This window comes from Rhizobium sp. WSM1328, assembly GCF_057653715.1.
The window spans coordinates 2,319,195-2,332,889 of the sequence record NZ_CM172788.1 but is presented as its reverse complement, the minus strand read 5'-3'; the positions used below and the strand labels follow the sequence as shown (position 1 = coordinate 2,332,889).

Genomic DNA, 13,695 nt, shown 5'->3' with positions numbered 1-13,695 from the left:
ATTGTGGCAACCCAAGCAGCAGACGCTCGCGCACGCGACGCACGACTTACCACCGCGGCCTCCTGATCGGAGCCGGGTTAACACCGTCGTTTGCTTTCTTCTTATTTTCCTTGAGCCACCGTCCATGGACACCAGATCGTTTCCAAAGCCACATCGCGCTTTTTTCGTCCGGAGCTTCGCGCAGACGTCCTGCGCCGCAACTCCGCACGCGTTTCGACTTAGCTGCGGCTGCCGGACGTCACCGGAGCACCGGCAGCCGTAGCTGCTCCTGAACCAAAGAACGCCTCCATTTTTCAGGACACGCCGCGGCAAAGCCGACCGGCGCCAGGAGTGATGCATGCCTTATGATCCCAAGACGATCGAACCGAAGTGGCAGGCCTATTGGGCCGACCACCATATCTTCCGAGCGGAAATCGATCCGGCCAGACCGAAATTCTACGCACTCGACATGTTCCCATATCCTTCGGGTGCGGGCCTGCATGTCGGCCATCCTCTCGGCTATACGGCCACTGATATAACGTGCCGCTACAAACGCATGCGCGGCTTCAACGTCCTGCATCCGATGGGATGGGACAGTTTCGGCCTGCCTGCGGAGCGCCACGCGATGCGGACAGGTGTGCATCCCGATATCACGACGAAGCGCAATATCGAGACGTTTCGCGGGCAGGTGCAGAGGCTGGGTTTCTCCTATGACTGGAGTCGCGAGTTTGCCACGACCGACCCCGCCTATGTGCGCTGGACGCAGTGGATCTTTCTGAAGCTGTTCGAGAAGGGCCTCGCCTATCAGGAGGAGATCGCGGTCAACTGGTGCCCGGCCCAGAACGCGGTGCTTGCCGACGAGGAGGTCAAGGACGGGCGTTATGTCGAGACCGGCGATCCCGTCATTCGCCGCAGGATGCGCCAGTGGATGCTGCGCATCACGGCCTATGCCGACCGGCTGCTGCAGGGATTGGACGGCCTCGACTGGCCCGAAAACCTGAAAACCATGCAGCGCAACTGGATCGGACGCTCCGAGGGCGCCGAAATCCGGTTTCCGCTCGAGCACGGCAAAAAGGTCATCACCGTCTTCACGACGCGCCCCGAAACCCTGTTCGGAGCAAGCTATATGGTGCTCGCGCCGGAGCATCCTGCCGTTGCCGCCATCATCGAGCCGGAAATGCGCGAGGCAGTGGCCGCCTATATAGCCGAGGCCGAAGGATTGGAAGAGACGGTGCGGGCCGATGGCAGGCGCGAGAAGACGGGCGTCTTCACCGGCGCTTATGCGACCAACCCTGCCAACGGAGCCCGGCTGCCGGTTTGGGTGGCCGATTACGTGCTGGCTGGCTACGGCACCGGCGCCCTGATGGCGGTGCCGGCTCATGACGCGCGCGACTACGCTTTTGCCCATGCGCACGAGCTGCCGATCATTCGCGTGGTCGACAGCGAGGACGATATCGAAAAGGTGGCTTATGAGGGCGAGGGGGCGATGGTCAACTCCGGCTTCCTGGATGGCCTGGGCTCGCCGGAGGCGAGATCCGCCATCATCGCCTGGCTGCAGGCGAACGGCGCGGGCTGGCCGAAGGTCATGTACCGCCTGCGCGACTGGCTGTTTTCCCGCCAGCGCTACTGGGGTGAGCCGATCCCGGTGCTGCATCTGGCGGATGGCTCGGTGATGCCGCTGCCTGAAGAATGCCTGCCGCTGTTGCCGCCTGAACTGGACGACTACGCTCCGGCGCCGGATGGCGAACCGCCGCTTGCCCGTGCGCAGGCCTGGGTCGAAACGATCGTGCCGGGCACCGATATTCCGGCACGGCGGGAGACCAACACGATGCCGCAATGGGCGGGCTCCTGCTGGTATTATCTCAGATTCCTCGATCCGGAGAACACCAGCGAACCCGTCGGGCGCGAGGCCGAGCGCTATTGGATGCCGGTCGATCTCTATGTCGGTGGTGCCGAGCACGCGGTCCTGCATCTGCTCTATGCCCGCTTCTGGCATAAGGTGCTCTACGACATCGGCGTCGTTTCGACGGAAGAGCCGTTCCAGCGGCTGTTCAACCAAGGCATGATCCTTGCTCATTCCTACCGCGATGCGGCGGGCCGGTATTACGCGCCGTCTTTCGTCGTCGAAGAGGAGGGCAGATGGTTGGCTGGGTCGGTCGAAATGCAGCGCGCCGTAGAGAAGATGTCGAAGTCGCGGCTGAACGTTGTCAATCCCGACGATGTCGTCCATCAGTTCGGGGCCGACGCCTTGCGCCTGTACGAGATGTTCATGGGGCCTCTGGACGCGGCAAAACCCTGGCAGACCGCTGGCGTGATCGGCGTGCGTCGGTTTCTGGAGCGTGCCTGGCGTATTGTCTGCGACGAGAGCGACGGACTGTCCGCAGCGGTGCTGGAGGCGGCCTCCAGCCCGCAGCTTCTGCGCTTGCGCCACCAGACCGTGAAGGCCGTGACGGCGGATATCGAAGCAATTCGGTTCAATACCGCGGTTTCCCGGCTGATGGAACTGGCCAACGCATTGACGGCGGAAGCGGTGCGTCCGCGCGAAGTGGTGGAGACACTCGTGCTGTTGCTCGCACCCTTTGCGCCTCACATCGCGGAGGAGTTATGGAGCAAGCTTGGTCACGGGGAAACGCTGACATGGGTTTCCTGGCCCACCTTCGATCCTGCAATGGTCGGGATGGAGACCCGCGAATATGTCGTGCAGATCAACGGCAAGGTTCGCCACCGCTTCGAAGCCGCCGCCGATCTCGGCGAGGCGCTGCTTGCAGCGGCGCGATCCGAACCTTCCATCATGGCCTTGCTCGACGGCAAAACGGTGGTCAAGGAAATTCTGGTCCCGGGGCGACTGGTGAATTTCGTCGTCGAAGACCTGTGAAGATCCAAAGCGGATCGTCGGATTTGAGCCCGACGGTCCGTTCCTTCAACCGACCGCCTACCTGCCACTCTCCGGCCAGGTCGGCTGACTAATGCTCTGCAACAGTTCTGGTTCGACGCCGTCGATGCGGGCGATGACGGCTTTGGCCATTTCGCGGCCGGCATGGCGGACGTCTTCCTGGGCGGTGATGATCTCGGGGCGGATCCAGTTCAGGATCGGTACCGATTGCTTGGAGACCATGTCGAGATCGCGGCCGAGCGCCTTGCCGGCGGCTTCGATGCCGGCATTGACGGCGATTGCAGCACTGCCGGCCGAACAGACGATGCCGTCGGGGGCGTTGGCCGAGCGCATCATCACCTCGACGACGTCGCGGATATCGGCGAGCGGGGCGTCGGTGTTGATGCGCAGCGGCACTTCCTCGGCGCCGTAATCATGCAGGCCGGTCTGGAAGCCGATGCGGATATGGGCGTAGTAAGTGAGCTTGCTCGGCGGCTGCAGCAGGGCGATGCGGCGCCGGCCGCGCTTGACCAGCTTTTCCACCGCCTTATGGGCGAAGGCCTCGTTGTCGAAATCGTGGAAGGGATGCGTGAGACCCGCATCGGTGCGCCCATGCGTGGCAAAGGGCATGCCGCGCTCGCTCAGCAGCCTTACGCGCGGATCGTCCGGCTCGATGCGTGAGATGATGACGCCGTCGGCCGAGCCGGTATCAAGGATATAGCGCACCGGCAGCATTGGGTCCTTGCTGTGCGAATGCGGCGTGATGACGATATGATAGGGCGTGCCGGATAGCACCTCGGAGATGCCGAAGACCATCTGGCTCGAGAAGCCCATGATTTCCTCGTCGATGCTGAGGACGAGGGCGATGACGTTGGTCTTGCCGGTACGGAGGCGCACACCCGCCCTGTTCGGCTGGTAGCCGAGCTGGCGGGCGACCATGCGCACGCGCTCCTTGGTTTCGGCCCCGATATCCGGCGCATCCTTCAGCGCGCGCGACACCGTCGTCACGCCAAGGCCCGTCATGAAGGCGATCGTCTTCAACGTCGGGCGCTCGCGCGCTGCCGGCGTCGATGCCGCGTTCCCGAAATTTCCCTTGTTTTCCATCCCTTTAGGCCGTCCTGCGCGAATTGGTGTCGCTTATAGAGGCTTTTTCCAGCGTCGTAAGCCCGCCGCATGCCAAAATCGCACCTCCTGAGGAATGCAATCTGTAACGATACAGTAGAAATGTCGAGTGCTTTTTGTTGTGTGCATTGCAACATTGTACGTATAGGTTGAATCGGCAATCCATGCTCTGTTTTATTGCGATTGCGAAGAGACTGAATTGCAAGACTAAATTTCTTGTGTAAAATTATGACGCAAATTCAAATTGATAAATAGGCAACGCATGTGCGAGAACGCCCAGCCCTGTATAGTTTCAAGGGGATGCAGTGCTCCTGATGTAAACAGGCAGAAGTAGCAATTCCGGTTATCACGGAAAAATTTGCCTGCGGGCAGTTGCGTGGAGAAATCGATTGATCTAAGTTTTTCCGGCAACGTTTCAGTGAGGGAGGAGAACTCATGAAAATCCGTATATTGGCGGCCGTACTTGCCGCTTCGGTCGCGCTTCCGTTCGGCGCCGCAAATGCCACCGATCTCGAAGTCACGCATTGGTGGACTTCGGGCGGCGAATCAGCTGCCGTCGCCGAACTGGCAAAGGCATTCGACGCTACCGGCAACCACTGGGTCGACGGTGCTATCGCCGGTTCCGGCGGCACTGCCCGTCCGATCATGATCAGCCGCATCACCGGCGGCGACCCAATGGGCGCCACCCAGTTCAACCATGGCCGCCAGGCCGAGGAACTCGTTCAGGCCGGGCTGATGCGCGATCTGACGGATGTGGCGACTGCCGAGCACTGGAAGGACATCGTTCGTCCGTCGAGCCTGCTCGATTCCTGCACCATCGACGGCAAGATCTATTGCGCTCCCGTCAACATCCACTCCTGGCAGTGGTTGTGGCTGTCGAACGCCGCCTTCAAGAAGGCCGGCGTCGAAGTTCCGAAGAACTGGGACGAGTTCGTCGCCGCCGCTCCGGCGCTCGAAAAGGCCGGCATCATTCCGCTCGCCGTCGGCGGTCAGCCGTGGCAGGCGACTGGCGCCTTCGACGTGCTGATGGTTGCCGTCGCCGGCAAGGATACCTTCAACAAGGTCTTCAAGGACAAGGATGCGGAAGTTGCCGCCGGTCCCGAAATCGCCAAGGTGTTCAAGGCGGCCGACGACGCTCGGCGCATGGCCAAAGGCAGCAACGTCCAGGATTGGAACCAAGCCACCAACCTTGTCATCACAGGCAAGGCCGGCGGTCAGATCATGGGCGACTGGGCGCAGGGTGAGTTCGCGCTCGCCGGTCAGAAGGCCGGTACCGACTATACCTGCCTGCCGGGCCTCGGCGTGAACGAGATCATCTCGACTGGCGGCGACGCCTTCTACTTCCCGCTGCTGAAGGACGAGGAAAAGTCCAAGGCGCAGGCCGTGCTTGCCAAGACCCTGCTCGATCCCAAGACCCAGGTTGCCTTCAACCTGAAGAAGGGTTCTCTGCCGGTTCGCGGCGACGTCGATCTCGCCGCCGCCAACGATTGCATGAAGAAGGGTCTCGAAATCCTGGCCAAGGGCAACGTGATCCAAGGTACCGACCAGCTGCTTTCGGCCGACAGCCAGAAGCAGAAGGAAGACCTCTTCTCCGAATTCTTCGCCAACCCATCGATGACGCCGGAAGACGCTCAGAAGCGTTTCGCCGGGATCATCGCTTCTGCTGACTGATCGGCAGATTCGCTGCCCTTGCGGTCCGGCTCCCATGGGGGCCGGATCGTTCCGGACGATCGGTGATGGTCCGGCGCGCGGCGGCGTCTCTCTGGTACCTTCAGCAGGTTTCGGAGGTGGAGACGACAGGCGGCGTTTTGCCGTTCTGTTACTTGTCGCAGTGGCGATTGAGGAGAAGTGTTTATGACGGGTCAAGCGCGAGCAGGCCGGCCAAACAAGTTACTGCGCAATCTGAATGCCAAGATTGCGTCTATCCCGATGATCCTCACAGCGCTGGTGATCTTTGTCGGCGGCACGTTTTGGACGATCTTTTATTCTTTCACTAATTCCAAGCTCCTTCCGCGGTTGAGCTTTGTCGGATTCGATCAGTACCAGCGCCTCTGGGCGGCACCCCGCTGGGTGACGGCGATCGAGAATCTGGCAGTCTACGGCATCCTCTCGCTGATCTTCAGCCTGGTCATCGGTTTCATGCTCGCCGCGCTGATGGACCAGAAAATCCGCTTCGAAAACACCTTCCGCACCATCTTTCTTTATCCCTTCGCGCTGTCCTTCATCGTGACGGGCCTCGTCTGGCAATGGGTTCTGAACCCTGATTTCGGCATTCAGGCGGTGGTGCGCTCGATCGGGTGGACGAGCTTCACCTTCAATCCGCTCTATACGCCTGAAATCGTCATCTACGGCATTCTGATCGCGGCACTCTGGCAGGGAACGGGTCTCGTCATGTGCCTGATGCTCGCCGGCCTGCGTGGGATCGACGAGGATATCTGGAAAGCGGCGCGCGTGGACGGGATTCCGATGTGGAGGACCTACCTCTTCATCGTCATCCCGATGATGCGGCCGGTCTTCATCACCACGATCGTCATCATCGCCTCCGGCATCGTCAAGGTCTACGACCTCGTGGTCGCCCAGACATCGGGCGGACCGGGCATTTCCTCGGAAGTGCCGGCGAAATATGTCTACGATTACATGTTCCAGGCGCAAAACCTGGGGCAGGGCTTTGCTGCCTCGACCATGATGCTCGTCACAGTCGCGATCATTATCGTTCCGTGGGCCTATCTGGAATTCGGCGGAGGGCGCAAGCGTGGCTGATGTAGGAACTCTCAACACCACCGCCGCCGGCATCGACGCCGTGGCGCCTAAACTCGGCGATGGCCCTAGCGGCCCCAGGCCGCGCCCGGCGGTGTCGGCGCGTAACATCATGCTCTACGGCACGCTGATCATCGCAGCGCTCTACTATCTGTTGCCGCTCTATGTGATGGTGGTGACTTCGCTGAAGGGCATGCCGGAAATCCGGCTCGGCAACATCTTTTCGCCGCCGATGGAGATCACCTTCGAACCCTGGGTGAAAGCCTGGGCGCAGGCCTGCACCGGGCTCAACTGCGATGGCCTGTCGCGCGGTTTCTGGAATTCGGTGCGCATCACGGTGCCGTCGGTGATCATCTCGATCGCGATCGCCTCGGTGAACGGTTATGCGCTGGCAAACTGGCGCTTCAGAGGATCCGAGCTTTTCTTCTCGATCCTCATCGTCGGCGCGTTCATTCCCTACCAGGTAATGATCTATCCGATCGTCATCATCCTGCGCGAAATCGGCATCTACGGCACGCTGACCGGCCTCGTCATCGTGCATTCGATCTTCGGCATGCCGATCCTGACGCTGCTCTTCCGCAATTATTTCGTGTCGCTGCCGGAGGAACTGTTCAAGGCGGCGCGTGTCGACGGGGCGGGCTTCTGGCAGATCTTCCTGCGGATCATGCTGCCGATGTCGCTGCCGATCTTCGTGGTCGCGATGATCCTGCAGGTGACCGGCATCTGGAACGACTTCCTGTTCGGCGTGGTCTTCACCCGGCCGGATACCTATCCGATGACAGTACAGCTCAACAACATCGTCAATTCCGTCCAGGGCGTGAAGGAATACAACGTCAACATGGCGGCAACGATCCTGACGGGTCTGGTGCCGCTCATCGTCTACTTCGTGTCGGGGCGGCTTTTCGTCCGCGGCATCGCCGCCGGCGCAGTGAAGGGTTGATCTCATGAATATGAATGCAAGCGTCTCCATCAAGGATCTGTCCCTGAACTTCGGTGCGGTCAGCGTACTGAAGGACCTCAACCTCGACATCAATGACGGCGAATTCCTCGTGCTCCTCGGCTCGTCCGGCTGCGGCAAGTCGACCTTGCTGAATTGCATCGCCGGCCTGCTCGATGCCTCGGAAGGGCAGATCTTCATCAAGGGCAAGAACGTTACCTGGGAAGAGCCGAAGGACCGCGGCATCGGCATGGTGTTCCAGTCCTATGCGCTCTATCCGCAGATGACCGTCGAGAAGAACCTGTCCTTCGGTCTTCGCGTCGCCAAGGTGCCGCAGGCAGAGATCGACAAGCGGGTGGCGCGTGCCTCCGAAATCCTGCAGATTCAGCCGCTGCTGAAGCGCAAGCCGGCTGAGCTATCCGGCGGCCAGCGCCAGCGCGTGGCGATCGGCCGGGCACTGGTGCGCGATGTCGACGTCTTCCTGTTCGACGAGCCGCTGTCCAATCTCGACGCCAAACTCCGCTCGGAGCTGCGTGTCGAGATCAAGCGCCTGCACCAGTCGCTGAAGAACACGATGATCTACGTCACCCATGATCAGATCGAGGCGCTGACGCTTGCCGACCGCATCGCCATCATGAAGAGCGGCATCATCCAGCAGCTCGACGATCCGACGACGATTTACAACAGGCCGCGCAATCTGTTCGTTGCCGGTTTCATCGGCTCGCCGTCGATGAATTTCCTGCACGGCGAGCTGGTCAAATCAGGCGACGGCATTGCTTTTTCGGCCAATGGCGTCATTTTCTCGCTCGCTGACTACGACGCTGGCGAGACGCTGCAGCCCGGCCGCAAAGTGGTGCTCGGCGTTCGTCCGGAACACATCAAGGTCAACGAGAATACCGGCGGCGAAGAACATGACGCCACCGTCGATATCGAGGAGCCGATGGGCGCGGACAATCTGCTGTGGCTGAAACATGCCGGTCACACGATGTCGGTACGTGTCAACGGCGCACGCCGCTTCAACGTCGGAGCCAAGGTGAAGCTCAGCTTCGACATGACGGTCGCCTCGGTCTTCGATGCCGAAAGCGAGCTGCGTCTCTAGAGAACTCTGCGGGCGGGGCGAATTCGGCGAGAGGCCTCCACTCTCTGTCATCCTCGGCCTTGTGCCGAGGATCCATGCCCGTGGCTGCTGGTGGATGCGGTCTGGATCCTCGGGTCAAGCCCGAGGATGACGAGAGTGAGGCGGGCAGAAGGAGCCCTGACGAACGACAACGACCGGACGACGACCAAACGCCGTCTCTTTCAAAATCATAAATCGGAAACGATATCGTGACGCATCGATCAACTACTCCCAACATCGACCTTTCCGGTTCGTGGCAGCTCGCCTCCGTCGACGGCAAGATCCGCACCGCGATCATGCTGCCGGGCGACGTGCACACGGCGCTCCACCGTGCAAGCTTGATCCCCGATCCCTATTTCGGCCGCAACGAGGAAAAGGTGCAGTGGGTCGCCGAGCGCGAATGGGCAGTCGAGCGCAGCTTCACGCTTCAGGAGATCGAGGGCGACTGGTATCTCGATATCGACTATCTCGACACGGTTGCCAGCGTCCACGTCAACGGTTTTCTGGCGCTCGAAGCCGACAACAGCTTCCGCCGCTATCGTCCTGACGTTTCCAGCATGCTGAAATCAGGCGACAACAGCATCCGCATCGTCTTCGCCTCCAACGTCGCTGTCGGCGCTGCGCGACAGAAGCAGCAGCCCTTCTACATCCCCTACAGCACGGGCAACTCGCCGATCCCCGACGGCAACATGCTGCGCAAGCCGCAATGCCATTTCGGCTGGGACTGGAACATTGCCATTGCCCCGCTCGGCCTCTACGGGACGATCGCGCTGAAGAAGCTCGAAACCGCGCGCATCGAACATGTGGTCACCCGCCAGACCCACAATAACGACGGCTCGGTGGACCTCAAAGTGACGGCAACGCTGTTTTCAAAGGGGCCAGACATTGCCCAGGTCTATTTCGACCTCGACGGCGAGCGGGTGCGCCTGGATGTCGGCGTCAACGGCGAGACGCATGTCAACCACCTCTTCCATATCGACAATCCGCGCCTCTGGTGGCCCTCCGGCAGTGGCGAGCAGGCGCTCTACAGGCTTTCCGTCGAATTGCCGACTGATGAGGTGACCAAGCAGATCGGTCTTCGCACCATCGAGCTGATCACCACGCCGGATGCATCAGGCAGTCGCTTCGCCTTCGAGGTCAATGGCCGCGAGATCTTCTGCCGCGGCGCCAACTGGATACCGGCCGACGCGCTGTTTTCGCTGTCTTCGCCCGAGAAGACCGAAGACCTGCTGCAATCGGCCAAAGCCGCCAACATGAACATGATCCGCGTCTGGGGCGGCGGCTTCTATGAGCAGGATCATTTCTATGATCTCTGCGACCGGCTGGGCCTTATGGTCTGGCAGGACTTCATGTTCGCCTGCAACCTTTATCCCTCGACCGAGGACTTTCTCGACAATGTGACGATCGAGGTCGATTTCCAGGTGCGCCGGCTCTCCTCGCATCCGTCGATCGTGCTCTGGTGCGGCGACAATGAGCTGGTCGGAGCACTGACCTGGTTCGAGGAATCCCGTAAAGACCGCGACCGCTATCTCGTCTCCTATGATCGCCTCAACCGCACGATCGAGCAGGCAGTGAAAAAGGCGCTGCCCGGCGCGCTCTGGTGGCCTTCGAGCCCGGCTTCCGGTTATCTCGATTTCGGCGATGCCTGGCATGCGGACGGATCCGGCGACATGCATTACTGGTCGGTCTGGCACGAGAACAAGTCGTTCGACAACTACCGCTCGGTGCGTCCACGCTTCTGCTCGGAATTCGGCTTCCAGTCCTATACGTCGCTGCCTGTGATCAAGACCTATGCCGAGGCGAAAGACATGAACATCGCTTCCCCGGTCATGGAGCTGCACCAGAAGAATGCCGGCGGCAACGAGCGCATCGCCGGCACGATGTTCCGTTATTTCCGCTTCCCCAAGGATTTTCCGAACTTCGTCTATCTCTCCCAAATCCAGCAGGGGCTGGCGATCAAGACGGCGGTGGAATACTGGCGGTCGCTCAAACCCCATTGCATGGGCACGATCTACTGGCAGCTCAACGACACCTGGCCGGTCGCCTCCTGGTCGAGCCTCGACTATGGCGGCCGCTGGAAGGCGATGCACTATCTCGTCAAGCGCTTCTTCCAGCCGGTCGCGGTCGCGGCCATTCCTTCCGACGACGGCAAGACGATCCGTTTCTCGCTGGTCAACGACACGCTTGCCGATGTCAGTGTCGACCTTTCGATCTCGCTGCTGACGACGAAGGGCGAGCGCCGACACCTGAGAGACGTACGGGCCATATGTTCGCCGGATGCGGCCGTCACTGCCACGAGCATCGACGTTTCCGATATTCCCGAGGGAACGTTGCTTGCCTGGCGTTTCACCGCGTCGAACGGCACAGGCGGCGAGGGGCACCATGTCAACGGTACCTACAAGGCGCTGGAGCTGGAACCTGCGGGGCTGACAGTCACCCACGACTATGTCGAGGAGAATGGCTCCGTCGACATAAACGTCACCGCTAGGGGACTTGCGCTTTTCGTGATGATCGAAACCGAGACCGACGGCAAATATTCCGACAACGCCTTCGATCTTGCGGCCGGCGAGAGCCGCCGCATCACCTTTACCCCGGCACGGCCGCTTGATCGTGGCGCGCTTCCGGAGTTCCGGTTCTACGACCTGTATTCCTGCCAGTCGGCGGATTGATCTTGCAAGAATGGGCACGAGGCCCAAGGAGAACATGATGACGAAACTCAGCTACCAGCTCTATAGCGCCCGCAACTTCCAGCCCTATTCGGCGATCTTCGAAAAGCTCGGCAAATCAGGTTATGCCGAAGTCGAGGGCTTCGGCGGTATCTATGCCGATCTCGACGATGCCGGGCTGAAGAGCCTTCGCGCTGAACTCGACAAGAATGGCCTGGTCATGGCGAGCGGCCATTTCAGCCCCGATTTCCTGGAGAAGGAAGTTCAGAAGTCGCTGAACATTGCCAAGATCCTCGGCATGGATTCGATCTATGCGCCGCATCTGGCGGCCGAGGAACGGCCATCCGACGCTGCCGGCTGGGCCGCCTTCGGCAAGCGCCTGCAGGAAATCAGCAAGCCTTACAAGGCTGCCGGCTACGAATTCGGCTGGCACAATCATGATTTCGAATTCTTCAAGCTGCAGGACGGCTCGCGGCCGATCGAGCACATCTTCGAAGGCGCGCCCGACATTTCCTGGGAAGCCGATATCGCCTGGGTCATCCGCGGCGGCGCCGATCCCTTCGCCTGGATCGCGAAGCTCGGACCGCGCATCACCGCCGTGCATGTCAAGGACATCGCACCGGCCGGCGAAGCGACGGATGAGAGCGGATGGGCCGATGTCGGTCACGGCAAGGTCGAGTGGGCCAGGCTGATGACAGCGTTGCGCGCCACCAAGGCCAAGCACTACGTCGTCGAACACGATAACCCGAATGACATCGACCGCAATATCAGCCGCTCGATCGCATCCTTCCAGAGCTACTGAGGCTTCATCATGACCAGGGAACTTGGCGTCGGCATCATCGGATGCGGCAACATCTCCACCACCTACTTCTCGCTGGCACCGCTCTTCAAGGGGCTTAAGGTGCTGGCTTGCGCCGATATCAACGCGCAGGCGGCCGAGGCGCGCGCCAAGGAATATGGCGTCAAAGCGCAGACGATCGACGAGCTTCTCGTCAATGACGAGATCGACGTCGTCGTCAATCTGACGATCCCGGATGCGCATTTCCGGGTATCGAAGGCGATCCTCGAGGCCGGAAAACACGTCTATTCCGAAAAGCCGCTGGTGCTCTCAGTGGAAGAGGGCGAGGAGCTTCGCCGCATTGCCAAAGAAAAGAACCTTGCCGTCGGCTGCGCGCCCGACACTTTCCTCGGCGGCGCCCATCAGCTCGCCCGCAAGTTCATCGATGACGGCGGCATCGGCCGGGTGACCTCGGGCGCCTGTTACGTGATGAGCCCTGGTATGGAAATGTGGCATCCGAACCCGGACTTTTTCTTTCTGCCGGGCGGCGGCCCGATCCTCGATCTCGGCCCTTATTACATCGCCAACCTGATCAACCTGATCGGCCCGGTCAAACGTGTCGGCGGCATGACCTCGATGGCGTCGCCCACCCGCACCATCACCAGCCAGCCGCGCAACGGCGAGATCATCCCGGTCAAGACGCCGACGACGATCCAGGCGCTGCTCGAATTCGTCAACGGCGCCACCGTGACGCTGACGGCGAGTTGGGACGTGTGGTCGCATCGGCATGCCAATATGGAGCTCTACGGCACCGACGGCTCGCTCTACGTGCCGGACCCGAACTTCTTCGGCGGCACCGTTGAGGCAAGCGGCCGCGACAAGGACATCAAGCCGCTCGATGCCTGGGAGCATCCGTTCGGCAAGATCAACCAGGAAAGCCCGAACGGATCGCGCGCCAACTACCGCACCGCCGGCCTTGCCGACATGGCGATGTCGCTGATCGAGGGACGCGACGCGCGCTGCTCGCTCGACCGCACGCTGCACGGCGTCGACGTCATGACCTCGATCCTGAAATCGGGCGAGGAGGGCCGGTTCATCGACCTGACCACGACCTGCACGCAGCCGGCGGCTCTCGGCATCGAAGAAGCGCAGGCGCTTCTGAAGTAGAGAGCACGCGCGCCTTGGGCTTGCCGTATCGGCGCGCTTGTTACAATAGTTTCGTCAACCTCGGGCCTGTCCCACGGCTGTGCGGTTCGCGCCGATGGCTGCCCCTCACCCTAACCCTCTCCCCGTAAAAAAAACGGGGAGAGGGGACGTGCCAAACGCAGCGTCGAGGTTGAGGTTGAGGAAGACGGCGCGGCATGTCCCTTCGCCCCGTTTACGGGGGTCCGAAGGGCGGGTCGGGACACGTGGCTCGACCCAGGCAAAGGTGGCGGCAGCCGGATGAGAGGCAGGTGTCGGCAATCT

Annotated in this window: 9 protein-coding genes; 8 read left to right on the top strand and 1 reads right to left on the bottom strand. The window is 61.1% G+C overall.

Translation table 11 applies throughout. The annotated features are described in order from the left end of the window. The first annotated feature begins 337 nt into the window (after positions 1 to 337). The gene (gene leuS, locus AC2444_RS11835) at positions 338 to 2,854 is read left to right on the top strand and encodes a leucine--tRNA ligase (RefSeq protein ID WP_012757810.1); all 2,517 of its coding nucleotides are present in this window, start codon (positions 338 to 340) and stop codon (positions 2,852 to 2,854) included. A 57-nt stretch (positions 2,855 to 2,911) separates the two neighbouring features. Here leuS and AC2444_RS11830 read toward each other — a convergent pair whose 3' ends face one another. Further along, entirely contained in the window at positions 2,912 to 3,955 is a 1,044-nt protein-coding gene (locus AC2444_RS11830; protein WP_012757809.1) for a LacI family transcriptional regulator, read from the bottom strand. Positions 3,956 to 4,408: 453 nt separating this feature from the next. Between AC2444_RS11830 and AC2444_RS11825 the strand changes: the two genes are divergently transcribed. The 7 genes from AC2444_RS11825 to AC2444_RS11795 all read left to right on the top strand — a co-directional run bounded on the left by AC2444_RS11825 (position 4,409) and on the right by AC2444_RS11795 (position 13,395). Beyond that, positions 4,409 to 5,644, top strand: a complete 1,236-nt coding sequence (locus AC2444_RS11825) for an ABC transporter substrate-binding protein (protein ID WP_012757808.1) — start codon at positions 4,409 to 4,411, stop codon at positions 5,642 to 5,644. A gap of 183 nt (positions 5,645 to 5,827) precedes the next feature. Continuing rightward, complete coding sequence (locus AC2444_RS11820; RefSeq protein ID WP_012757807.1) at positions 5,828 to 6,733, top strand: carbohydrate ABC transporter permease; 906 nt, start codon at positions 5,828 to 5,830, stop codon at positions 6,731 to 6,733. Next, on the top strand, positions 6,726 to 7,670 hold the full coding sequence (locus AC2444_RS11815) for a carbohydrate ABC transporter permease (protein WP_012757806.1): 945 nt from the start codon (positions 6,726 to 6,728) through the stop codon (positions 7,668 to 7,670). The genes AC2444_RS11820 and AC2444_RS11815 overlap by 8 nt, the downstream gene beginning before the upstream one ends. Positions 7,671 to 7,674: 4 nt before the next feature. Continuing rightward, the gene (locus tag AC2444_RS11810) at positions 7,675 to 8,766 is read left to right on the top strand and encodes an ABC transporter ATP-binding protein (protein ID WP_012757805.1); all 1,092 of its coding nucleotides are present in this window, start codon (positions 7,675 to 7,677) and stop codon (positions 8,764 to 8,766) included. Positions 8,767 to 8,993: 227 nt separating this feature from the next. Next, positions 8,994 to 11,453, top strand: a complete 2,460-nt coding sequence (locus AC2444_RS11805; RefSeq protein ID WP_012757804.1) for a beta-mannosidase — start codon at positions 8,994 to 8,996, stop codon at positions 11,451 to 11,453. A gap of 37 nt (positions 11,454 to 11,490) precedes the next feature. Then, positions 11,491 to 12,252 (top strand): sugar phosphate isomerase/epimerase family protein, encoded by a 762-nt coding sequence (locus AC2444_RS11800; RefSeq protein WP_012757803.1) that lies wholly within the window; start codon positions 11,491 to 11,493, stop codon positions 12,250 to 12,252. A 9-nt stretch (positions 12,253 to 12,261) separates the two neighbouring features. Next, on the top strand, positions 12,262 to 13,395 hold the full coding sequence (locus AC2444_RS11795; RefSeq protein ID WP_012757802.1) for a Gfo/Idh/MocA family protein: 1,134 nt from the start codon (positions 12,262 to 12,264) through the stop codon (positions 13,393 to 13,395). Positions 13,396 to 13,695 lie beyond the last annotated feature (300 nt).

Bases quoted from the DNA above. Each gene is read 5' to 3' on its own strand.
- AC2444_RS11795 (WP_012757802.1), top strand. From the start codon at position 12,262: ATGACCAGGGAACTTGGCGTCGGCATCATCGGATGCGGCAACATCTCC.
- AC2444_RS11810 (WP_012757805.1), top strand. From the start codon at position 7,675: ATGAATATGAATGCAAGCGTCTCCATCAAGGATCTGTCCCTGAACTTC.
- leuS (WP_012757810.1), top strand. From the start codon at position 338: ATGCCTTATGATCCCAAGACGATCGAACCGAAGTGGCAGGCCTATTGG.
- AC2444_RS11820 (WP_012757807.1), top strand. From the start codon at position 5,828: ATGACGGGTCAAGCGCGAGCAGGCCGGCCAAACAAGTTACTGCGCAAT.
- AC2444_RS11800 (WP_012757803.1), top strand. From the start codon at position 11,491: ATGACGAAACTCAGCTACCAGCTCTATAGCGCCCGCAACTTCCAGCCC.
- AC2444_RS11825 (WP_012757808.1), top strand. From the start codon at position 4,409: ATGAAAATCCGTATATTGGCGGCCGTACTTGCCGCTTCGGTCGCGCTT.
- AC2444_RS11830 (WP_012757809.1), bottom strand. From the start codon at position 3,955: ATGGAAAACAAGGGAAATTTCGGGAACGCGGCATCGACGCCGGCAGCG.